This window comes from Rhodanobacter panaciterrae, from assembly GCF_014651895.1.
GTDB classification, from domain to species: domain Bacteria; phylum Pseudomonadota; class Gammaproteobacteria; order Xanthomonadales; family Rhodanobacteraceae; genus Rhodanobacter; species Rhodanobacter panaciterrae.
This window is the reverse complement of the sequence record NZ_BMXT01000002.1, coordinates 499,973-520,612: the sequence shown is the minus strand read 5'-3', so window position 1 is coordinate 520,612 and position 20,640 is coordinate 499,973. Positions and strand designations below refer to the sequence as shown.

Genomic DNA, 20,640 nt, shown 5'->3' with positions numbered 1-20,640 from the left:
ACCCCCTCCCAGCCTCCCCCCTGCGAGCAGGAGGAGGAGCGGTGGTTACTTCGCTTTTTTCGCCTTGTCGATGAGTTCTTCCACCACTTGCTGGGTCAGCGGGTGATAGCCGGCCTTGGCCTTGGCGTAAACCTGTTCGGCATAGGCCAGGCCGTCCGGCGTTTTCACGAAGGCCTTGTACAGCGGCACGGTCAGATACAAGCGGCCGATTCGCGTCATGTGCTCGGCGGCAGCCGTCCACACGGCCTTGTCGCCGCCAGCGATCGCATGGCTGTACCAGCGCATGCCGATCTCCGCGTTCGGGGTGCCGGTCAGATGCCAGGCGGCGTCGAGCTGCTGCAGTTTGTCCAGCGGCGCAACGTCGGGCAGGCGGTCGAGGAAGTACATCCATTCCTGCGTGTTCCAGCCCTTCGCGTCGAGCTTGTCGGCGTCGAGTTTGCCGGCGAGGAAATCCGTGCGTTCCTGGTCGATCGTGTTGAAGCGCGGCGAATCAGGCAGCGGCGCATCCTTCGGAATACCTTCACCGTAGACCCAAACCTTCACTTCATCCCAGCTCATCTTGCCGGGATACTTTTCGATCAGGTTCGGCTTCATGTAGTCGAGCATCTGCTCGGTGCTGATGCTGTGCCAGGCGAAGTGGGCGAAGTAGCCCTTCAGATAAGCGTCGAAGTCCTCGCGGCCGAAGCGCAGCTCCAGCGTGCGCAGGAACCACGAACCCTTGTCGTAGGCGACGTCGGACAGCGAATCGTCGGCACCGACGCCGCGCGGATCGGGCGCCAGCTTCTGCGAGTTGACCGGCATTGCGCCGATGCTCTTCTGCAGCGCGCGGGCCGACAGCAACGCTTCCTCGTCGGCCAGCGACTTGCCGTACACCGCCTCGGTGATGCGGCCCTGCACGTAGGTGGTGAAGCCCTCGTTGAGCCAGATGTCGCGCCATGCGGCGCTGGTCACTAGGTTGCCCGACCACGAATGCGCCAGTTCATGCGAGACCAGCGAGACCAGGCTCTTGTCGCCCACCAGCACGGTCGGCGTGGCGAACGTCATGTTCGGATTTTCCATGCCGCCGTACGGGAACGACGGTGGCAGCACCAGGATGTCGTAGCGGCCCCACGCGTACGGGCCGTACAGCTGTTCGGTGGTGGCGATCAGCTTCTCGGTGTCCTCGAATTCATGCGCGGCCTTGTCGACGATCGACGGCTCCGCATAGACGGCCGAACGCGGTCCGGTTTCCTTCACCGCGATGTCGCCCGCGCCGATCGCCAGCAGGTAGGACGGAATCGGATGTGGCTGATCGAAGGTGAAGTCGCCATTCAACGGATGCTTCGCATCGTTGATCGCACTCATCACCACGCGCACGTCCTTCGGCGCGCTGACGTGCGCGTCGTAGGTGAAACGGATCGCCGGCGAATCCTGCAGTGGCACCCACGAACGCGCATGGATCGACTCGGACTGCGAGAACATGAACGGCAGTTTCTTGTCAGCCGTCTGCGCCGGCGTCAGCCACTGCAGGCCGGACGCGTCGGGCGAGGTGGTGTAGACGATGCGCACTTGCGCCGGATGCTTCGGCGTGGCGATCGTCAGCTTGCTGCCGAGCTGCTTGTCGCGCGGCGCCAGCGCATATTTCAGCGGCGTGGCCTTGCCGTCGGCGCCGAGCGCCTCGATCTTTGCGATCTTAAGGTCGCGCGTGTCCAGTACCAGCGACTGCGCCTTGGGATTCTTCCACTCCAGCTTCAGCGTGGCCCGGCCATCAAGCTGCCGCTGCGGAAAGTCGATCTTCAGATCGAGATCCAGATGGGTCACGCGCACCTGGTCGGGCTGCGCGTAGGAATTCGGGTCGCTGGCGTAGGCGGCCAGCGGCAACATCAGCGTACCGAAGGCGAGGGCGGGGAGCAGGCGCATGGGGAACTCTCGAACCGGAAAACGCCGAGTATGCCATTGCACCTGTTGCGGCCGCCCGTGGCGGAAGCCGGGTTTACGGCAACTCCCTGGTCGAATGCGGATCGATCGCATACGCCGGTTCTTGCGCCGGATGTGAGGGCGCCGGTTCAGACGTAGCGATCGGCCAACCGATCCGTGGCCTGCACCAACTGATCGACGATCGCCGGGTCGGCCGCGCTGTGGCCGGCCAGCACCACCCGCAGATCCGCTTCCGGCCATGCCTGGCTCAGATCCCAGGCGCTCTTCATTGGACAGATGATGTCGTAGCGGCCGTGCACGATCGTGGCCGGGATGTGCCGGATGCGGCCGATGTCGCGTAGCAGCTGGTCGGGTTCGAGAAAGATCGCGTGGCGGAAATAGTGGGCCTCCATGATGGCCAGGCTGACCGCCTTGTGCGGGTCCTCGAAATCGCCGGGGCCGTCGGGATCGTGCAGCAAGGTGGTGCTGCCGCCTTCCCACGCGCTCCACGCCTTTGCCGCGGCGAGGCGTACTGTTTCGTCATCACTGGTCAGGCGACGCCAGTAGGCGTCCAGCATCGAGTCGCGTTCCTGCTCGGGGATGAAGTCGCGGAAGCGGGTCCAGCGCTCGGGAAAGATCTGCGAAGCGCCGCCGTCGACTTCGTTGAACCAGCGTAGCTCCTGCGGCCGGCCGAGAAAGATGCCGCGCAGCACCAGCCCGAGCACGCGTTCGGGATGTGCCTGCGCGTAGGCCAGCGCCAGGGTCGAGCCCCACGAACCGCCGAACACCACCCAGCGCTCGATGCCGAGCTGCTCGCGGATCGCATCGATGTCGGCGACCAGATGCCAGGTGGTGTTGTCGCTGAGTTCGGCGAATGGCGTGGATTGGCCCGCACCGCGCTGGTCGAACAGCACGATGCGGTAGCGCGCCGGGTCGAAGAAGCGGCGGTGATAGGTAGCCAATCCCGCGCCCGGTCCACCATGCAGAAAGATCACCGGCAGGCCGGCGGGATTGCCGCACTCCTCCACGTACAAGGTGTGGGGTGCATCGACTGCGAGGCGATGGGTCTGGTATGGCTCGATCTCGGGATACATCTCGCGCATGGTGCGGACTCCTCGTGGTTTTTGCTCCTCCTCCTGCTCGCAGGGGGAGGTTGGGAGGGGGTTGTCCGAAGTTTGTGGACAAAGTCAAAAGCACCCCTCCCCAACCCTCCCCTGCAAGCAGGGGAGGGAGTTCTATCTCAGCCGAATTGCAGGGCGGCGGTGAGGTCGCCGGGTGGCGGGCCGCCGGCGGCGATCATGGCGGCGTCGCGCAGCTTCAGGCCGGGCAGTTGCTTCAGGCCGAAGCGGCGGGTGATGAAGCGCAGGATCGAGCCGGTGTCGTAGATGGTGTGATCGACGAAACCCTTCTTGGCGAACGGCGACACGATCAGCGCGGGGATGCGCGAACCCGGCCCCCAGCGATCGCCTTTGGGCGGCGCCACGTGATCCCACCAACCGCCGTTCTCGTCCACCGTGATCACCACCAGCATCTGCGGCCACTGTGGACTTTTCCGCAGCGCCTCGACCACCTGTGCCAGATGCTGGTCGCCGGCGGCCACGCTGGAATAGCCGGCGTGCATGTTGAGGTCGCCCTGCGGTTTGTAGAACGACACCGGCGGCAGCGTGCCGGCTTCGATCGCGGCGATGAAGTGGTTGCTGTCGGCACTGCTGCCGACGCCGGCGTCGCGCAGATGCTGCTGTCGCGCCGCTGTGCCGGGCGCGAACTGGCGGAAGTAATTGAACGGCTGATGGTGGATCTGGAAATTCGGCACTTCCGGAAACACGTGGTGGTCGCCGTCGCCATGGCCGTCCAGCGCGAGCTGCCAGCCGCCGGCATACCAGGCCCAGTCGACGTTGGCCTCCGACAGTGCATCGCCGATGGTGAGATGGACCTGCGCCGGCAAGGTGTTCGGGCTGTCGGTAGCGGCGAAGCGCGGATCGCGCTTGTCGTGAGTGTAGGTCGGCGCGTAGGCCGGACCCATCGTGTTCACCGCCCAGAAATCCGGCGTGAGCCCATCACGCGAGGCGAACTTCGAGCGCCCCTGCATCGCACTGGCCGGAGAGTCGTCGGCCAGTTTCGGGCGGATGCCGGTGGGGTCGTCGCCCTCGACCACGGCAATCTGGAATTTCCCCGGGCCCTGATCGGCGCTCGGATAGAACGGCGGCTGCGCGGCGGCCAGGTATTGATGATTGAGGAACGAGCCGCCGAAAGCGCCCATGAAGAAGTTGTCGCACAAGGTGTATTGCTGCGCGAGCTGCCACAGCTGCAGCTTCGCCGCGTTGTCGGCGTAGTGGCCCATCACCATCGCACCGGTGTTGCCCCAGGCGACGAAGCCGTCGTTCTTCCCACCGTTGATCTGCAGCTGGTTCTCGTAAAAACGATGCACCAGGTCACGCGTGACCAAGCCCTGCGGCAGCGGATCGCCGTCGGCTGTGCGCAAGGCGAACGGCTGGTTCGGCAGGCCGGTGATCGCCTGTTCGTCGATCTGGTAGTGACGGCCGTCGACGGTCTGCGGGTGCGGTGCCAGGCCACCCCAGATCGGCGGCAGGGTGGTGAGCAGGCTGCCATCGCGATCGCGCTGGCGGTATTCGGGTGCGTCGAGGCTCTTCAGCGGTTGCGCCAGCCCGGGGAAGTGCGCGAACAGGTTGTTGAAGCTGCGGTTCTCCGCATACAGCACCACCACTTGCTGGATGTGCTGGCGCAGCAGTGCGTCGAGCACGGCGGCGGGCAGTTCCTGTGTGCCTGCGGTGGCCGGTCGACTGCCGCCGGCCGGAGTGCAGCTGCCCAGGGTCAGCGCCGCGCCAGCGATGGCGATGCCGCCGAGCAGGCGGCGGCGTTCGGGGTTGGCTGGCGCTTCGTCGGACGGCTTGTCGGTGGGTTTGTCAGTCATCGGATCAGTCTGTGGTGAGTGCTATTCGGGTTGCTGCCGGCGACCGCATGCGCCAATCAGGTAACGCTCAATCGCGCGACATGGCGAGCGCCGCGTTCCACATCGCACGGGTCAGCGGACGATGCTCGTGTGGTGTCTGCAACACGATCAAGGTCGTGGTGCTGTTGCTGGCACCGGTCTTCAGCAGCCGGTCGAGCACGGATTCCAGATGACTGATCGACATCGCCACCACGTGCAGCAGCGCCGAGTCCTCGCCGGCCAGGCGGCGGCATTCGAGCACTTCGGGAATGTCTTCCACCAGCGTGCCGATGCGCGCGCAGGTGATGCCGTCACAGCGCAGGCGGATCATCGCGCTGATGCCGTAGCCGAGCCGTTTCGGGTTGACCGTGGCGCGGTAGCCGCTGATCACGCCGGCCTCTTCGAGCCGTTTCACCCGCTCGGCTACCGACGGCGCGGACAGCCGCACCTTGCGGCCCAGCTCGGCGTAGCCAAGGCGTGCATCCAGTTGCAGCGCTTCGAGCAGCTGCCAGTCCTTGCCGTCCAGTTCGGGCTTTGCTTCCATGACTTTCGATTCCAAGGCGGGATACCTCGTTGCTTGCTTCGATCGTTGGCGAAACATCGCCAATACGAATCGATGCATTATTCCTCGGCGCGACCGGCAAGACTAGGATGCGCACTTTCCCATCTTGGAATCCGTCCCCATGGATACCGCCGAGCGCCTTGACGGGCGCGCGCTCTGCTACATCGGCATTGCCCTCGTCACTTGGTCGTCGGCGTATGCCGCGATTGCCTATGCGCTGGCCTCGTTCACGCCGGGCGAAGTGGCGTTGGCGCGGCTGGCGATCGGCTCGCTGTGCTTTGCCCTGCTGATGTTGCTGAAACGCATACCGCTGCCCGCGCAGCGCGACTGGCCGCAGCTGGCCTTGCTCGGTGTGATCGGGCTGACCGCGTATCACCTGTGCCTCAACTATGCGGAGACGCGGATTGCCAGCGGTACCGCGGCGATCCTGATTTCGCTGGTGCCGGCGGCGACTGCCGCGGTGTCGGCGGTGTGGGTCGGCGAACGCTTGTCCGCGCGCACCCTGGCCGGGCTCGGCGTGGCGTTGGTCGGCGTGGTGATGGTGGTGCTGGCCAGCGGCAAGCAGGTGAAGTTCGAGCCGATGGCGGCGCTGGTGCTGATCAGCGTGCTGGCCTCGGCGATCTACTTCGTCGGGCAGAAGCCGCTGTTCGCGCGCAACAGCATGGTCGGCGTCACCGCGTTCACATTCTTTGCCGGCACGCTGGCTACTGTGCCGCTGGGCTGGCAGTTGCCGCAGGCATTGCAGAGCGCGCCGTGGTCGCATATCGCCGCGCTGCTGTGGCTGGGCATCGCGCCCACCTTCATCGGCTATCTGGCGTGGAACGCGGCGCTGCGGCGCGCCTCCGCGTCGCAGGTATCCACCTTCATCTACTTCTCGCCACCGATCGCAGTGCTGATCGGCTGGCTGTGGCTGGGCGAGCGGCCGGGTGTGCTGACCCTGGTCGGTGGCGTGATCACCGTCGGCGGCGTGGTGCTGGCGAATGCGCGGCGGCGCGCCGTTCCGCGTGTGGCGACAGTGCCTGATACCTGCGAACAGAACTAACTCACACGAGGAGAGCCGCCGCATGTACGAGCTGTATATCGCCAACAAGAACTACTCGTCGTGGTCGTTGCGGCCTTGGCTGCTGCTGAGCGAGCTTGGCATCCCGTTCGATGAGCGGCTGGTGTCGTTCGCGCCCGGTACCGGATCGAGCTGGAGCGCATTCCGCACGTTCTCGCCCAACGGCAAGGTGCCATGCCTGCGCGACGGCGACACGGTGGTGTGGGATTCGCTGGCGATCGTCGAATATCTGGCCGAGCGTCATCCGGGCGTATGGCCAGCGGATCCGAAAACGCGCGCATGGGCGCGCTGCGCGGTTGCCGAAATGCATTCGGGTTTCGCTGCGCTGCGTTCGCGTTGCGCACTGAGCTGCGGTTTGCGCATTCGGTTGCCGGATGATTTGCCGACGGCCTTGCGCGCCGATATCGCGCGTATCGATGAGCTGTGGAGCGAGGGCCTGGCCCGCTTCGGTGGACCGTTCCTGGCCGGCAATGCGTTCGGTGCGGTCGATGCGTTCTTCGCACCGGTGGCGTTCCGCATCCAGACCTATGGGCTGCCGCTGGGCGATATAGCTGCTGCCTACGCACAACGTCTGCGTGAGCTGCCGGGCATGCGCCGCTGGTATGCCGACGCGCTGCAGGAAACCTGGCGAGATCCGGAGCACGAGGAAGAAGTGCAACAATTCGGCACCCTGCTGGAAGACCTGCGCGCGTCGGCGGCTTGAGGCGCCGACGCAGCTGTCGTCAGGGCTGCGTCGGCAGTGCCACAGTCTTGCCTGAGCGCCGCACCTGCCAGCGTCCCAGTGCGACCAGCAGCAACGCGACCACGACGAAGACCAGCAGTACCACGCAGGCATTGATCAGCACACGCAGATAGCCCAGCGAGCCGACGTCGAGGAACGGGTACGGATACCAATGGGTAATTGCGCCGCGAATCAGCGCAGAGGCGAAATAGGCGGCCGGATACAACTGCCAGATAATCACCTGCGGCCAGCGCAGCGTCGCCTTCGGCACCGCCAGCCACCAATACAGCAGGAACAGTGCGGGCATCACCACATGCAAAGTGTTGTCGGCCACGATCTGCCAGCCGTGCGGCTGCCACAGCTGTCGCAGCATCAGGTTGTAGATCGCCGCGACGATGACGATGCTCATCGCGATCGCGCTATGCACATCGGGTCGCGTGAAAAAGCGGCTGACCGCTCCGTGCGGTCCGCTGGCGGCGGCAGTCAGCGCCAGCGCGGCCAGCACATTCGTCAGGATGGTGAAGTAGCCGAGGTAGATCCACACCCCGGTCAGCGCGCCTTGTCCGTTCGCGATCGTCAGCTGGATCGACAACAGCAGCTGCAGCGCGAGTGCGAGCCAGCCGAGCAGGGCGGCGATGGCAGCGAATGAGCGGTAGCGATTCGGCATGGACAACATCCGTCGATTCGATCGGGCGGGATCTTCGCCGTGGATTCGTTTTACAGCTTGTACGCCCGATGGATCGCCACGATGCCGTTGCTGAGGTTGCGTACTTCGACGCGACCGAAGCCGGCGCGCTCCATCATGCCCTTAAGGGTGTCCTGATCCGGATGCTTGCGGATCGACTCGGCGAGGTACTGGTAGCTGTCGGCGTCGCCGGCGAACAGCTGGCCGAGCCTGGGCAGGATCTTGAACGAGTGGAAGTCGTACAGCTTGCTGAAAACTTCGCTCTGCACCTTGGAGAATTCCAGCACCAGCAGGCGGCCGCCTGGCTTGAGCACGCGGCAGATGTCGGCCAGTGCCTTGTCCTTGTCGGTGACGTTGCGCAGGCCGAAGGCCATGGTCACCGCGTCGAACGAATTGTCCGGGAACGGCAAGACTTCGGCGTTGAGCTGGGCCCAGCGCAGGCCGCTGACCAGGCCGCGGTCGGTCATGCGGTCGCGGCCGACGCCGAGCATCGCCGCATTGATGTCGCCGACCACCACCTCGCCTTCGTCGCCGACCACGGGCTTCAGCAGCGCGGCGATGTCGCCGGTGCCGCCGGCCAGGTCCAGCACGCGATCGCCGCGCCGCACGCCGCTCACGGCGACGAAATGGCGTTTCCACAGCCGATGCACGCCGAACGACATCAGGTCGTTCATCAGGTCGTAGCTGCGTGCGACCGAGGTGAATACCTGGCCGACCAGCTTCTGCTTGTCGCCGACCGGCACGTCGCGGAAGCCGAAATGGGTGACTGGAGCCGGGGTGGTCGGGTCCGTCGTGGTCTTGGGAGATTGTTCGCTCATGCTTGCATGCTACCGGAGGCTGGCCGTGTTCTGGCCGGCATGACTAGAGGGGAAGGTCGGTCTGCTTGGGTTGTTCGGCGGCATCGACGGCAGTGTGCGCATGCAGCTGGTGCTCGGCATCGACATGGCGCTGGTGCAGATCCTCGCTGGAGGCATCCGCAGGGACAGCGTCATCGATGCGACGGTAGGCCGGTTTGGTTTCCGCCAGCACGGTCGCCTCGGGCATGTCGTCGCTCAATGCCTCGCCCGCGGCGGATTCCTTCTCGCTGCCGCCGGGAGTGATCTTTAGGATCGAATGGCGCACCTCGCGCGACAGGATTACCCGCGCATCGCGCACCATGCCTTCCAGCGCGCTGTCGTAGTCGAGCTTGCCGTCGTCGTCGGTCCACACCACCCGGCGCTCGCGCAGTTTCTGGATGAAGCCGCGGAACAGCGCCTTGTCGAAGAACTCCGGTGCGGACAGTTCGTTGAGCAGGCTGAGCCGCTGCGCGGTGAGCGTGCAGGCGTTCTCGAGCTCGGCGCCGGTCATCGTGTGCGGACCGTTCTTGGCCAGCGCGGCGATGGTGATGTAGTAGCGCTCGAACGCCTGGATCAGGCTGCGCGCGATCACCTTCAGCTGGAACGCGCTGTCTTCCTGGCCGGCGCTGCGCTCGAGGGTGCGGCCGTCGTTGGTGGATTCGAGCAGGCCGCGGCGCACGAAGAAGTCGATCGTGGCCTGCAACTGCGCGCAGAAGCCCTCGCCATCCCACGGCAGGAACAGCTCGCCCTGGATGAACGGGTAGATGATCCGGCCCAGCCGCAGTACCGAGGCGCGCGACATGCGCCGGTTGTTGAGGAAGCAGCAGGCAACCCATGCGGCGGTGGCGGTGAGGTGCAGCACGTTGTTGCGGAAGTAGCTGAGCAGCACCGCCTGTTCGCTGTTGACGGTCAACACGTCGCCCAGCGGGTGCTGCACGCGCTGGATCCAGCCCATCTGCTCGCCGTAGGCGATGATCGCGGCCGGATTCATCGGGGTCAGCGTGACGCGATCGGAATACGGCAGTTCTTCCAGCAGCGCCTTGCCCAGATCGAGCTGGGTCAGCAGGTCGCTCTCGGCCATCGCGTGCTTCGGCGTGGCCAGCAGGGCGAGCGCCAGCAGGTTGATCGGATTGACGTCGGCGGCGCGGTTGATGTTGATCTGGATCTGTTCGGCCAGGTGATCGGTTACGCCGTTGAGCCATTCCGGCTTGGCATCCGGATCGGCCGTGGCCGCGCGCCAGTCGGCGCTGGCCGCGTCGAGCAACGGCGTCAACGCGATCGGTTCACCGAAATTCAGCGCCACGTGGCCGTAGCGCTGGCGCAGCACTTTCAGCCCGCGCAGCAGGCCGAGCAGGGACTCCTTTTCCTTCGGCTGGCCGCTGAGTTCGCCTGCGTAGGACTTGCCTTCCATCAGCTTTTCGTAGCCGATGTAGACCGGCTGGAACAGCACCGGCCGGCGCGGCGCGCGCAGGAACGCGCGCACGGTCATCGCCAGCATGCCGGCGCGCGGCGCCAGCAGCCGGCCGGTACGCGAACGACCGCCTTCGATGAAATATTCGATCGGCACGCCGCGGTCGATCAGCTGCGCCAGGTATTCGTTGAACACCACCGAATACAGCGCATTGCCCTTGAAGCTGCGGCGCAGGAAGAACGCGCCGCCGCGGCGCAGGATCGGCCCGATCACCGGCAGGTTGAGGTTCACGCCGGCGGCGATATGCGGCACCACCACGCCGGAGACATGCAGCTGGTAGCTCATCAGCAGGTAGTCGGCGTGGCTGCGATGGCAGGGCACGTAGACCACTTCGTGACCGGGCGCCGCAGCGCGGGCCTTGTCGAAGTGGTGCATGGCGATGCCGTCGTACAGCTTGTTCCAGAAATTCGCCAGCAGGAACGAGACCGAGCGCACCACCGGGTGCGAGTAGTCGGCGGAGATTTCCATCACCAGCTTGTGCGCCTTGCGCCAGGCCTTGGCGTGGCTGATCTTTTCCTTGGCCGCGCTGGCGGCGATCGCGGCGCGTACCGGCTCGGCATTCAGCACGGCATCGACCACGGTGCGCCGGTGCGACAGATCCGGCCCGATCACCGCGGCGCGGATGCGGTGGAAGTGGGCGCGCAGCACGCGCGCGATCTTGCGCGCGAAGCGTTCCGGCGTGATCTCGCCGGATTCGTCCAACACGCTGCGCAACGACACCGGCGCGGAGAAGTGCACCACGGTGTCACGCCCGTTCAGCAGCAGCGCCAGCATGCGGCGGAAGCGGCCGACCATCACCCAGTTTTCCGAGAACAGCACGCGGAACCAGCCGCTGTCGCGGCTCGGCGCGCGGCCGACGTAGATCGACACCGGCACGATCTGGATATCGCGCTCGGGCATGCCTTCCAGCGAACGCACCAGTTGCCGCAGCGGTTCGTTCGGCGCGCGCTGGCGGTTGCGCCCGAAGATCCAGCCGTCGCGTCGCGCCAGGGCGAACACCGAGCGCCGCCGGCGCGTGCCTGCCATCGGCTGCATCGGATTGGGCAGACCGGCTTCGCGGCAGGCGCGCTGCAGGATCAGTGCGTCGGAGAACCCGTCGCGCTCGATCACATAACAGACCGGTACGCCGGCCTGCAGCAAGGCAGCCGGCTCGGCCGGGTCGCGGCGAATGCGCACCCACGGCTGCAGCAGCTGGCCGGCCAGGTTGAACCACCAGGGGGCGCGCTGACGAACGGTGGAATCCGCGGTGTAGATATTCTGCATCCGTCTATTCTAACGGCTGCGCTGTTCAGTCTTGTTTGGCAACGGTGCCGGTGCCGGCGTCGGCCGCCACACTGGCGCTGCCGGCCGGCTCGTTCAGCTGCTGATGCGCCTTGCGCGCGCTGTCCAGCATGTCCTCGCTGTACCAGCGGCCGTCCTGCTGCACCAGCTTCGATTCGGTCGACAGCGGCTTGCCGAGCAGGGTGTAGTCCACTTTCACCACGGCATGGCCATCGCTGTTGGAGACCGGGGTGAGCTTGACCGAGTTCAGCGTGTCGTCCACCGACAGGCCGTAGATCATCAGCATCTGCTTGAGGCCGGCGTAACCGGTCGCGTACTTGCCCATCGAGGTGTCGAAATCCATCGAGCGCAGCTGATCCGGATCTTTCAGGTCCAGTTTGCGCGCCGTCGTCACGGCCACACCGACCGCCTGCTTGGCCTTGGCCTGGTCGAACCACGGCGTCTGCTGCACCCACGGCGCCAGTACGTCGAGTACGCCGTTGGCCTGGGCCTTCTGGGTCTCGTTGAGGGTCTTGCTCTGCGCCACGCCGCTTTTCACCAGCGCTTCCCCGACACTGATCAGCACCGGCAGCTGATCCTTGTACTGCTGCTCCATGGCGGTCAGCTTTGGCTGCAGTTCGGCGTACAGCTTGTTCTCCGCATCCGGCTCGGTGAGCTTCTGCATCGTCTCGTTGAACTTGGCGCGATCCTCGGCCGTGATCGGCCGCTGATCCTGCTGGTGATGACCCCAGTCGGCGCGCATGTTGGCGTAGTCGGCCGGTGGCAGCGCGTGCTTCCACAGCCCGTTGAAGTCACCGGCCTTGATCAGGTCGACCGAAGCCTGCAGGGCCGCCTCCGGTGTGCTGCCGCCCGGTTGCGAGGCCGCGTCCTTGCCATGGCAGGCGCTCAACAGCAGCGCGACGGACAGGGGCAGCAAGGCGTAACGGAGGGAGGGCAGGCGCATGGCAGGTTCTCGCATGGTGACGGCGGAGCGAAAGCGCACCGCATAGCGTCGTGATCGCGCAGGGTAAGGGTCGCAGTGGCTTCGAAACAAGGGCAGGGCGCAGGATTTTGCGACGCCATAAAAAGAAAACCCCGCGGGCCTGGGGCCTCACGGGGAAATCCGGTAGAGCCGGAAGGGAAATGGCCTTGCCTGCAAAATGTTGGTCAGCAGGTGTTGGCAGCTGAAATATTACTTGTTCGTTAAAGCTAAGGCAATGCTTTTGTTATGCGTTGTAATTGCCTGATTTATATCATTTAAGTGATTTTTGATTGTCACTGGTAGCGCAGCGCGTCGATTTTCTGCTGCCGCCGCTGTTCCAGCGGCGCGCTCCAGTCGTTGTTGAACAGCGCCGGTTCCCATGAGCCATAGGTGGGATTCGGCAACACGAACCAGCGCGTGCCGATCCATGGCAGATAGTCGGCGACCGCTTTGCGACGGCCGTCGGCGGTGTTCGCATTGACGTCGACGAAATCGCCGATCTGATCGCCAAACTGCATCAAGACGCGGTAATGCCGCGCGACCAGTTGCCGCCGGCAACCCTTTTCGGTGCCGGCCTGCTCGCAATCTTCGACCACCGTGCCGAGACCGAGAAAGGCTTGCGGGCCGCTGACCGGGAAACCGGCTTGGCGCAGGTTGGCCAGGGTGGCCTCGTCCAGATCCTTGGCGCGGTTGGAGATGTAGATCACCGCGATGCCGTGCGCGGCGGCGAACTGGGTGAACTCGACCGCACCCGGCAACGCACGGGCCTGCGCCTCCTTGCACCAAGCCGCCCAGTCGGCCTCGTTGAACTCGCCGCCACCTTTCACCACGCGCGCCTGATACGGCGAGTTATCCAGTGCAGTCTCGTCGATATCCAGGATCACCGCCGGCTTCAGGCCCTTGAACGGAGCGACCCGGTCCGCCTTGCCCAACGCGTCCCAGTGCGGGTCGCGCATGGCTGCCAGCAGCCGTGATTGGGCGTCGCGGTAGGTCTGCAGATAGATCAGGTCGTGCTCGATCGCGGTCTGGCTCCACGCCACCGCATTGAGGTTGTCGTTGGCGGGAACGCGCACTACTGCTGCTGCGGCTTGTGGAGCGGGCGCCACCACGGCGTGCTGGGGTTGGGTCGTGGCACAACCGGCCAGCAGGGCAAGCGCGAGCAGGGTCGTGGGGAAACGAAGTGACATGCAGAATCCTTGAGCAAGATGAAGCGTGACGATGCCGGAAGTTTACGACAGCCATGGGACAGGGTTGGCAGCCGGCGCGGGCTGCTGACAGACTGGAGGCCTCGCAACTCACGGCTGCACCACGCATGGATCCCTCTCTGTCTGCCACGCGCGAGCCTTCGCCGGCCATCCGTTATGCGAGTTATCTGCTGGCCGCAGCGGCGCTGCTAGTCGTCATCGACGTTCACCTGCTGTCGGCGTTGCTATCCGGTCTGCTGGTCTACGAGCTGGTGCAGGCGATGACCCCGCTGCTGGGCCGGCGTATTTCCGGCGACCGTGCGCGGTTGGTCGTGGTGGCCGTACTGGGCGCGATCGTGGTGGGCCTGCTGATCCTGCTGATCCTCGGCGCAATCAGCTTCTTTCGCAGTGAGATCGGCAACCCCGAGCTGCTGTGGCAACAGCAGTTGATGCCACTGGTGGAAAAGGCCCGCCAGCAGTTGCCCCCGATCCTGGTTGACAACCTTCCCGACAGTGTCGATGACCTGCGCGTGGGCGCGATCGAGCTGGCCCGCAAGCATGCGGGAACCCTGCAACTGGCTGGCAAGGGCGCGGTGCGGGTATTCGTGCACATCATCATCGGGCTGGTGCTGGGTGCGATCATCGCGCTCAGCCGCGCTCGTCCGGCGCATCAGGTCGGTCCGCTGTCCGCAGCGTTGAGTCTGCGCTGCCAGCGACTGGCTGCAGCGTTTCACAACATCGTGTTCGCGCAGCTGAAGATCTCGCTGATCAATACCTTGTTCACCGCGATTTTCCTCCTCGGCGTGCTGCCGCTGATGGGTATCCATGTGCCGCTGGCGAAGACGCTGGTGGTAGTGACCTTCATCGTCGGCCTGCTGCCGGTGATCGGCAACCTGATTTCCAACACGGCGATCGCCATTGCCGGACTGTCGGTATCGCTGGGTGTGGGTATCGCCGCGCTGGCGTTCCTGATCCTGATCCACAAGCTGGAATATTTTCTCAACGCCCGCATCGTCGGTACGCAGATCCGTGCCCGCGCCTGGGAACTGCTGATCGCGATGCTGCTGATGGAGGCTGCGTTCGGCCTGCCCGGCGTGATCGCCGCGCCGATCTATTACGCCTATCTGAAGAGCGAGCTGGAGGCGGAGGAGCTGATCTAGCCGCCCGCCAGCATCGCCGCGATCTTCGCCATGTGCGACTGGGCAGTTTCGCGAGTGATTTCCTTGTCCGCTTCCGGATCCTTGCCCTGCCAGTGCAGGTCGGCCTGCGGCAGTTCGTGCAGGAAGCGGCTGGGCTGGTTGGTGTGGATGTCGCCGTAGCGTTTGGTCTTCGCCGACCACGACAGCGTCAGCAATTCCTTGGCGCGGGTGATGCCGACGTACATCAGACGGCGTTCCTCGTCGATGCGGCCCTCGTCGATGGCGCCTTCGTGCGGCAGCGTGCCGTCCTCGCAGCCGACGATGAAGACGAAGCGGAACTCCAGCCCTTTCGCCGCATGCAGGGTCATCATGCGCACCGCGTTGCCGGGTTCGTCGCGGTCGGCGTGGCTGAGCAGGGCCAGCTGCGAGGCGAGGTCGCCAGCGCTGTTGCCGCCCTTCTGCATCGCGCGGAACCAGTCGGCCAGTTCCTTCAGGTTGCCCAGCTTGCGTTCGCGCACGCTGGCGTCAGGCGTACTGGCGGCGATCTGCGCCGCGTAACCGGTGCGCTTGAGGATCAGCTCGACCAGATCCGCCGCGCTCTGATGCAGCGAGGCGCTGCGCAGTTCATCGAGCAGGTTGGCGAACGAGGCTAGCGCAGCAGCCGGGCGTGGCGTGAGCTGGCGCAGCACGCTGTCGCTGCGGATGGCGTCGAGCAGCGAGCTGTGCCGGCTTTGCGCCAGCTGCCCGAGTTTCTCCAGCGTGGTCGAGCCGATCTCGCGCTTGGGCACGTTGACCACGCGCAGGAACGCGGCATCGTCGCTGGGGTTGGTCAGCAGGCGCAGATAGCACAGCAGATCTTTCACCTCGGCGCGATCGAGGAAACTCAGTGCGCCGGTGAGGTGATAGGGAATCCGCGCCAGCCGCAGCGCCTTCTCCAGCGGACGTGCCTGGAAGTTGCCGCGGTACAGGATGGCGATGTCGTGCCAACGCGCCTTGTGCTTCTCGGCCAGCGTGGTGGCGATCGCGGCGACGTGCTCGGCCTCGTGCTCGGCCTCCTTGCATTCGAGCACGCGGATCGGCGCGCCTTCCGGATGCTCGCTCCACAGCTTCTTTTCGTGCAGGTGTGGGTTGTTCGCGATCAGCTGGTTCGCCGCGCGCAGGATGCGCTTGCCGCAGCGGTAGTTCTGTTCCAGCTTGATCACGCGCAGGCTCGGCCAGTCGCGGCCGAGCTGGTCGATGTTCTCCGGATTCGCGCCGCGCCAGGCGTAGATGCTCTGGTCATCGTCGCCCACGCAGGTAATCCCGCCGCGTTCACCGGTCAGCACTTTCAGCAGGCGGTACTGCGCGTCGTTGGTGTCCTGGTATTCGTCCACCAGCAGATAACGCAGGCGTTCGCGCCAGGCGTCACGGCATTCGTTGTCGGCTTCGAGGATACGCAGCGGCAGGCGGATCAGGTCGTCGAAGTCGACCGCATTGAACGCGGCCAGGCGCTGCTGGTACATGTCGTAGATCGTCGCCGCTTCCAGCTCGCGCGGACTGCGCGCGGCGGCCAGCGCTTCCTCCGGCGAGAGCCCGCCGTTCTTGGCACGGCTGAGCAGGTTGCGTATGCCGAACAGCACGTCGGGCTTGACTCCCTTCGGCGACAACTCCTTGACGATGCCGGCGCTGTCGTCCGCATCCAGCACCGAGAAGCCGCGACGCAGGCCGGCGCGCGCATGCTCGATCTGCAGGAACTTCAGGCCCAGCGCATGGAACGTGCACACGGTCAGCGCGGCCGCGTCCTCCGTGCTGACCAGCTTGGCCACGCGCTCGCGCATCTCGCGCGCGGCCTTGTTGGTGAAGGTGATGGCGGCGATCTTCGACGGCGCCAGATGCTTGCGTGCAATCAGGTACGCGATCTTCTGTGTGATCACCGAAGTCTTGCCGGAACCGGCACCGGCCAGCACCAGCAGCGGGCTGTCGCAATGTTCGACGGCGGCCAGTTGTTGCGGATTGAGCATGGATCGAAAGACGGGATGAGGCGGTGGTCGATGGTAACAGAGCGCCGCGGGTGCTCTCGCCGGTTTCGGCCATAATCGACCCCTCAACAGGCGCAGGGATGAAGCATGACGGATCAGGCGGAAACGACGACCGAGCGGTGCGACGTGGTGGTGATCGGCGGCGGTCCGGGCGGCAGCACTGCGGCGGCGTTACTGGCGCGGCGCGGCTACAAGGTGATTGCGCTGGAGAAGGCGCATCACCCGCGCTTCCATATCGGCGAGTCGCTGCTGCCGATGAACCTGCCGGTGTTCGAGCGGCTCGGCGTGCTGGACAAGGTGCGCGCGCTGGGCGTGTTCAAGTCCGGTGCGGATTTCGAGGCGGACAACGCGCGCGGCTACAACACCTACGCGTTTGCTCGCGCGATCGGGCAAAGCCCACCGCATGCGTACCAGGTGTGGCGGCAGGATTTCGACAAGATGCTTTACGAGCACGCGCGCGAATGCGGCGCGGATGCACGCGAAGGGCATGAGGTAGTGCAGGTCGAGCAGCGCGGTCCGCGCGAAAGCTGGCTGGACGTGAAAACCGACGACGGCCGCAGTTACTGCATCCAGGCACGCTACGTGGTCGACGCCAGTGGCCGCGATGCCTTCCTTTCCGCGAAAAAGAAACTGCGCCGCAAGAACGAGCAACACCAGAGCGCGGCGATCTTCGGCCACTACCGCGGCGCCGAGCGGCGCATGGGCGAGGATGCGGGCAACATCAGCATCTACAGTTTCGAGCACGGCTGGATGTGGATGATTCCGTTGCCCGACGGCGTGATGAGCGTGGGCGCGGTATGCCGACCGGATTACCTCAAGCAGCGCAAGGGCCGCACGGTCGAGTTCCTGCTCGATACGCTGAAGCTGAGCCCGGCGCTGTGGCGCCGCCTCGAGCACGCGGAGCTGATCGACAACGAAGTCCGCGTGACCGGCAACTATTCCTACGATTCGGAGCAGATGGGTGGTCCGGGCTGGGTGCTGGTCGGTGATGCGTTCGCCTTCCTCGACCCGGTGTTCTCCTCCGGCGTGTATCTGGCGATGAGTGGCGCCGAACAGGCGGTCGAGGTGGTCGACCGGGCCTTGCGCGAACCGCAGCGCGAGATGGCGCTGCTGCGCAAGCTGGAGAAACGTCAGCGCGCCGGCATGGCGCGCTTCTCGTTTTTTATCTACCGCTTCAACGGGCCGGTGATGCAGCAGATGTTCCGCTCGCCGCGCAACACCTGGCAGCTGGAGCAGGGCGTGATCTCGATGCTCGCCGGCGACCTGTTCGACACGCCGAAGGTGCTGTGGCGGTTGCAGCTGTTCAAGCTGGTCTACGCGATCTGCGGCCTGCGCGACTGGCGGCGCTGGCGTACTGAGCACAAGTACCGGCTGGCGCAGGCACGCGCGCAGTTCACCGGCGGAAACACGCCGCTGGACAAGGCCTGATTGAACTCCCTCCCCTGCGAATGCAGGGGAGGGTTGGGGAGGGGTGCTTTTGAGCTTGTCGCAAGTTCGGCCCACCCCCTCACCTAAAGGATTCCCTTCGGTCACCACCCTCCCCCTGCGAGCAGGGGGAGGAGCCAGTACCATGCACGATCACGACCCGAACGTACGCCCATGGCCAAGCTCTATTTCTATTACTCGGCAATGAATGCCGGCAAGACCACCACGCTGCTGCAGAGCGCATACAACTATCACGAGCGCGGCATGCGCACGCTGATCCTCACCCCGGCGCTGGACAACCGCTACGGCGAAGGCGTGGTTGCCTCGCGCATCGGCCTGAAGGCGAACGCGCGCCGCTTTGGCGGCGACGAGAACCTGCTGGCGCTGGTCGAAGCCGATATCGCCGCGCATGGCGCGCTGCATTGCGTGTTCGTCGACGAGGCACAGTTCCTGACCAAGCCGCAGGTGTGGCAGATCAGCGACGTGGTCGACAAGCTCAACATCCCGGTGCTGGCGTTCGGCCTGCGCACCGATTTCCGCGGCGAGCTGTTCGAAGGCAGTCGTTATCTGCTGGCCTGGGCCGACAACCTCGAAGAGATCAAGACGATCTGCCACACCGGCCGCAAGGCCACCATGGTCGTGCGCGTGGATGAACACGGCCGTGCCGTCACCGACGGTCCGCAGGTTGAGATTGGTGGCAACGAACGCTATGTCTCGGTAAGTCGCGCCGAGTTCAAGAAGATCAGCGAGGGCAGTGGTCGCATCGAATTGCAGCAGTCCGTGCTGCCGCTCGGCGAGAACCGTTGACCGAGATCCACCATCAAGGAATGTCATGAGCAACCCGATCACCATCCCCGCCTGGCAGCGCCCGCACTGGCAGGCCAGCGACGAGGAGATCCTGCTGCAGTTCTACGTGTTCGGCAAGTTCGATGCGGTGCGCGTGCCATCCGCCGATTACGGCAGCGCGGGCCTGCCGGCCGGCATCGAAGCGGTCAGCCACTACCACAGCGCATTGCGCCAATGGGATGGCTATCCGCTGAAAGGTGCGATGGGTCGCATGTTCAAGGACGATGCGCCGGAGGCATACCAGCTCGCGTTCGATGCGCCTGAAGTCATGGTCGTGCGCGGCACGCTCAAGGACAGCCCGGCAACCGGTTACCTGCGCGACACGCTGGGTGTGCTGGCCGGCATGCTCGACATCGGCGGCACAGCGATCCTCGATCCGCAAACCCTCAGCTTGCTGGATGCCGATGCATGGCGTCGGAAGTACCTGATTCGCGACGGCGCGCCGATCCGCAACCACCTGCTGATCCTGCGCGACGGCGAGTCTGCGCCCGATCATTCATGGATCCACACCCGCGGCATGCGCAAGTTCGGTCGCCCCGACATCAGCATCCGCCAGGTGCCGGATCGTGCCGTCGATCGTGCGGGCCTGCTGTGCGAAAAGCTGGTCGAACTGGAAGCGCTCGGTGCGCATTTCAGCGAGGGCCAGCGACTGGATATCGAGGGCGTTCCCAGCGGTGTCGTGGTGCATCTCGGCGGCGGACTGGACGATCCGCAGTTCAACAACACCTATGTCGAGTTTCATTGGCCGCAGTGAGCAGCGGCCACGTTGCTCAACGCTGACAGTTCGGACACCAGAACGTCGAGCGCTGCCCCAACACCACCTGTCGGATCGCCGTGCCGCATACGCGGCACGGTTCGCCCGCCCGACTGTACACGTTGAGCTCGCGGAAAAAATAGCCGGGCAGGCCGTCAGGGCTGATGAAGTCACGCAAGGTGGTGCCCCCGCGTTCGATCGCCCAGGCCAGGATGCGTTTCACTTCCGTCGCGAGTCGCGCGTAGCGTGCGCGCGAGACAGCGCCGGCCGCACGACGCGGGTCGATGCCGGCGGCGAACAGCGCTTCGCTGGCGTAGATATTGCCCACGCCGACCACGATCGTGTTGTCCATCAGGAACAGTTTCACTGCCGTGGTACGGCTGCGTGAGAGCTGCCATAGCAGGTCGCCGTCGAACGCGTCGGTCAGCGGTTCGGGGCCGAGTCTTGCCAGCAGTTCGTGCGTCTCGCCGGGTGCCTGCCACAGCAGGCAACCGAAGCGACGCGGGTCGGTGAAGCGCAGGATGCGCGGTGCCTGTGCCGACGTGCGTTCCAGTGCGATATCGACATGATCGTGCTTGCCGATCGGCGCATCCGGCGGCAGCACGCGCAGCACGCCGGACATACCCAGATGCAGCAGCGCACTGCCGGCTTCGGTATGCAGTAGCAGATACTTCGCGCGACGCTCCACCGCGTCGATGCGCTGTCCCGGCAATAGTTCGCTGATCTCTGGTGGAATCGGCCAGCGCAGGTCAGGCCGGCGCAGGATCACGCCGGTCACGCGGCGGCCGATCAGGTACGGCGCGATGCCGCGGCGGGTGGTTTCGACTTCGGGCAGTTCAGGCAAGGTCGAT

At 65.2% G+C, this 20,640-nt stretch carries 17 protein-coding genes; 6 read left to right on the top strand and 11 right to left on the bottom strand.

Translation table 11 applies throughout. From position 1 onward, the window contains the following. Positions 1-45 precede the first annotated feature (45 nt). From IE071_RS11755 to IE071_RS11740, 4 genes are all read right to left on the bottom strand, one after another. Complete coding sequence (locus IE071_RS11755) at positions 46-1,899, bottom strand: M1 family metallopeptidase (protein ID WP_189441382.1); 1,854 nt, start codon at positions 1,897-1,899, stop codon at positions 46-48. A gap of 146 nt (positions 1,900-2,045) precedes the next feature. After that, the gene (gene pip / locus IE071_RS11750; protein WP_189441381.1) at positions 2,046-2,999 is read right to left on the bottom strand and encodes a prolyl aminopeptidase; all 954 of its coding nucleotides are present in this window, start codon (positions 2,997-2,999) and stop codon (positions 2,046-2,048) included. A 137-nt stretch (positions 3,000-3,136) separates the two neighbouring features. Beyond that, complete coding sequence (gene acpA / locus IE071_RS11745) at positions 3,137-4,828, bottom strand: acid phosphatase (RefSeq protein WP_189441380.1); 1,692 nt, start codon at positions 4,826-4,828, stop codon at positions 3,137-3,139. A 67-nt stretch (positions 4,829-4,895) separates the two neighbouring features. Continuing rightward, entirely contained in the window at positions 4,896-5,390 is a 495-nt protein-coding gene (locus tag IE071_RS11740; RefSeq protein ID WP_189441379.1) for an Lrp/AsnC family transcriptional regulator, read from the bottom strand. A 139-nt stretch (positions 5,391-5,529) separates the two neighbouring features. On the opposite strand from IE071_RS11740, the gene IE071_RS11735 reads away from it, so the two are divergent. Both IE071_RS11735 and IE071_RS11730 read left to right on the top strand, forming a co-directional pair. Further along, complete coding sequence (locus IE071_RS11735; protein ID WP_189441378.1) at positions 5,530-6,450, top strand: DMT family transporter; 921 nt, start codon at positions 5,530-5,532, stop codon at positions 6,448-6,450. Positions 6,451-6,472: 22 nt separating this feature from the next. Beyond that, positions 6,473-7,171 (top strand): glutathione S-transferase family protein, encoded by a 699-nt coding sequence (locus IE071_RS11730; protein WP_189441377.1) that lies wholly within the window; start codon positions 6,473-6,475, stop codon positions 7,169-7,171. A 19-nt stretch (positions 7,172-7,190) separates the two neighbouring features. On the opposite strand, the gene IE071_RS11725 is transcribed toward IE071_RS11730, so the two are convergent. The 5 genes from IE071_RS11725 to IE071_RS11705 all read right to left on the bottom strand — a co-directional run bounded on the left by IE071_RS11725 (position 7,191) and on the right by IE071_RS11705 (position 13,610). Continuing rightward, positions 7,191-7,856 (bottom strand): Pr6Pr family membrane protein, encoded by a 666-nt coding sequence (locus IE071_RS11725; RefSeq protein ID WP_189441376.1) that lies wholly within the window; start codon positions 7,854-7,856, stop codon positions 7,191-7,193. Positions 7,857-7,906: 50 nt separating this feature from the next. Beyond that, entirely contained in the window at positions 7,907-8,692 is a 786-nt protein-coding gene (gene ubiE / locus IE071_RS11720; protein ID WP_189441375.1) for a bifunctional demethylmenaquinone methyltransferase/2-methoxy-6-polyprenyl-1,4-benzoquinol methylase UbiE, read from the bottom strand. A 43-nt stretch (positions 8,693-8,735) separates the two neighbouring features. Further along, positions 8,736-11,444, bottom strand: a complete 2,709-nt coding sequence (gene plsB, locus IE071_RS11715) for a glycerol-3-phosphate 1-O-acyltransferase PlsB (RefSeq protein WP_189441374.1) — start codon at positions 11,442-11,444, stop codon at positions 8,736-8,738. A 25-nt stretch (positions 11,445-11,469) separates the two neighbouring features. Then, positions 11,470-12,405 (bottom strand): hypothetical protein, encoded by a 936-nt coding sequence (locus IE071_RS11710; protein ID WP_189441373.1) that lies wholly within the window; start codon positions 12,403-12,405, stop codon positions 11,470-11,472. 311 nt (positions 12,406-12,716) lie between these two features. After that, complete coding sequence (locus IE071_RS11705) at positions 12,717-13,610, bottom strand: 5'-nucleotidase, lipoprotein e(P4) family (RefSeq protein ID WP_189441372.1); 894 nt, start codon at positions 13,608-13,610, stop codon at positions 12,717-12,719. 125 nt (positions 13,611-13,735) lie between these two features. On the opposite strand from IE071_RS11705, the gene IE071_RS11700 reads away from it, so the two are divergent. Further along, a complete protein-coding gene (locus IE071_RS11700) occupies positions 13,736-14,767 on the top strand; it encodes an AI-2E family transporter (RefSeq protein ID WP_189441371.1) in 1,032 nt (343 codons plus the stop codon). Here IE071_RS11700 and IE071_RS11695 read toward each other — a convergent pair. Then, complete coding sequence (locus tag IE071_RS11695) at positions 14,764-16,746, bottom strand: UvrD-helicase domain-containing protein (protein ID WP_189441370.1); 1,983 nt, start codon at positions 16,744-16,746, stop codon at positions 14,764-14,766. The genes IE071_RS11700 and IE071_RS11695 overlap by 4 nt on opposite strands. A 105-nt stretch (positions 16,747-16,851) precedes the next feature. Here IE071_RS11695 and IE071_RS11690 point away from each other — a divergent pair, with 105 nt between their 5' ends. From IE071_RS11690 to IE071_RS11680, 3 genes are all read left to right on the top strand, one after another. Next, positions 16,852-18,192 (top strand): NAD(P)/FAD-dependent oxidoreductase, encoded by a 1,341-nt coding sequence (locus IE071_RS11690; RefSeq protein WP_189441369.1) that lies wholly within the window; start codon positions 16,852-16,854, stop codon positions 18,190-18,192. 171 nt (positions 18,193-18,363) lie between these two features. Then, positions 18,364-18,996 (top strand): thymidine kinase, encoded by a 633-nt coding sequence (locus IE071_RS11685; protein ID WP_189441368.1) that lies wholly within the window; start codon positions 18,364-18,366, stop codon positions 18,994-18,996. A 25-nt stretch (positions 18,997-19,021) separates the two neighbouring features. Continuing rightward, entirely contained in the window at positions 19,022-19,789 is a 768-nt protein-coding gene (locus IE071_RS11680; protein WP_189441367.1) for a hypothetical protein, read from the top strand. A gap of 16 nt (positions 19,790-19,805) precedes the next feature. On the opposite strand, the gene mutM is transcribed toward IE071_RS11680, so the two are convergent. After that, positions 19,806-20,633, bottom strand: coding sequence for a bifunctional DNA-formamidopyrimidine glycosylase/DNA-(apurinic or apyrimidinic site) lyase (gene mutM, locus IE071_RS11675; protein ID WP_189441366.1), 828 nt, complete (start codon positions 20,631-20,633; stop codon positions 19,806-19,808). Between the last annotated feature and the right edge of the window lie 7 nt (positions 20,634-20,640).

Coding starts and splice junctions, on each gene's coding strand:
- IE071_RS11755 (WP_189441382.1), bottom strand. CDS start 1,899: ATGCGCCTGCTCCCCGCCCTCGCCTTCGGTACGCTGATGTTGCCGCTG.
- pip (WP_189441381.1), bottom strand. CDS start 2,999: ATGCGCGAGATGTATCCCGAGATCGAGCCATACCAGACCCATCGCCTC.
- acpA (WP_189441380.1), bottom strand. CDS start 4,828: ATGACTGACAAACCCACCGACAAGCCGTCCGACGAAGCGCCAGCCAAC.
- IE071_RS11740 (WP_189441379.1), bottom strand. CDS start 5,390: ATGGAAGCAAAGCCCGAACTGGACGGCAAGGACTGGCAGCTGCTCGAA.
- IE071_RS11735 (WP_189441378.1), top strand. CDS start 5,530: ATGGATACCGCCGAGCGCCTTGACGGGCGCGCGCTCTGCTACATCGGC.
- IE071_RS11730 (WP_189441377.1), top strand. CDS start 6,473: ATGTACGAGCTGTATATCGCCAACAAGAACTACTCGTCGTGGTCGTTG.
- IE071_RS11725 (WP_189441376.1), bottom strand. CDS start 7,856: ATGCCGAATCGCTACCGCTCATTCGCTGCCATCGCCGCCCTGCTCGGC.
- ubiE (WP_189441375.1), bottom strand. CDS start 8,692: ATGAGCGAACAATCTCCCAAGACCACGACGGACCCGACCACCCCGGCT.
- plsB (WP_189441374.1), bottom strand. CDS start 11,444: ATGCAGAATATCTACACCGCGGATTCCACCGTTCGTCAGCGCGCCCCC.
- IE071_RS11710 (WP_189441373.1), bottom strand. CDS start 12,405: ATGCGCCTGCCCTCCCTCCGTTACGCCTTGCTGCCCCTGTCCGTCGCG.
- IE071_RS11705 (WP_189441372.1), bottom strand. CDS start 13,610: ATGTCACTTCGTTTCCCCACGACCCTGCTCGCGCTTGCCCTGCTGGCC.
- IE071_RS11700 (WP_189441371.1), top strand. CDS start 13,736: ATGGATCCCTCTCTGTCTGCCACGCGCGAGCCTTCGCCGGCCATCCGT.
- IE071_RS11695 (WP_189441370.1), bottom strand. CDS start 16,746: ATGCTCAATCCGCAACAACTGGCCGCCGTCGAACATTGCGACAGCCCG.
- IE071_RS11690 (WP_189441369.1), top strand. CDS start 16,852: ATGACGGATCAGGCGGAAACGACGACCGAGCGGTGCGACGTGGTGGTG.
- IE071_RS11685 (WP_189441368.1), top strand. CDS start 18,364: ATGGCCAAGCTCTATTTCTATTACTCGGCAATGAATGCCGGCAAGACC.
- IE071_RS11680 (WP_189441367.1), top strand. CDS start 19,022: ATGAGCAACCCGATCACCATCCCCGCCTGGCAGCGCCCGCACTGGCAG.